Below are 559 nucleotides of genomic sequence, written 5' to 3'. Positions count from 1 at the left end.
GAGCCAAGCGGGATCGAACCGCTGACCTCCTGCGTGCAAGGCAGGCGCTCTCCCAGCTGAGCTATGGCCCCGAAAGCAATTTGTGTGAGACTAGGCGAAAGACGACGACGTATAGCCTGCTATACAAGGAGTCTTTCAACGACGTATCACGCAAATTTGGTGGGTCTGGGCAGATTTGAAATAAACCCGGCGACCTCACCCTTCTCTTTACAGCACTTCCGGGGGTGCGCTCTCACCAACTGAGCGACAGACCCGGCCGAAGCTCGAGAATGGTGGGTCTGGGCAGATTTGAACTGCCGACCTCACCCTTATCAGGGGTGCGCTCTAACCAACTGAGCTACAGACCCATTGGTCACGCTGGGCCTATACCCAAACAGTCTTTGCTCTGGCCGATCAGGTAATTCATTGTGAGCACTTGCCGCGAGGCGTGATACGTCGTTTAAGGAGGTGATCCAGCCGCAGGTTCCCCTACGGCTACCTTGTTACGACTTCACCCCAGTCATGAACCACACCGTGGTGATCGCCCTCCCGAAGGTTAGGCTAACCACTTCTGGTGCAG

Annotated in this window: 2 tRNA genes and 1 rRNA gene; all 3 read right to left on the bottom strand. The window is 56.0% G+C overall.

Features of this window, described 5'->3' with window-relative positions:
• Window positions 1–157 precede the first annotated feature (157 nt).
• Window positions 158–254, bottom strand: a tRNA-OTHER gene (locus SPH52_RS22480).
• Between the two features lie 16 nt (window positions 255–270).
• Window positions 271–347, bottom strand: a tRNA-Ile gene (locus SPH52_RS22475).
• Window positions 348–440: 93 nt separating this feature from the next.
• Window positions 441–559, bottom strand: a 16S ribosomal RNA gene (locus SPH52_RS22470); the annotation flags it as partial.

The organism is Halomonas sp. A29, from assembly GCF_046723295.1.
Lineage (GTDB): Bacteria > Pseudomonadota > Gammaproteobacteria > Pseudomonadales > Halomonadaceae > Halomonas.
Note: the sequence above shows the minus strand (reverse complement) of the source record. Positions and strands in the feature narration are given on the sequence as shown.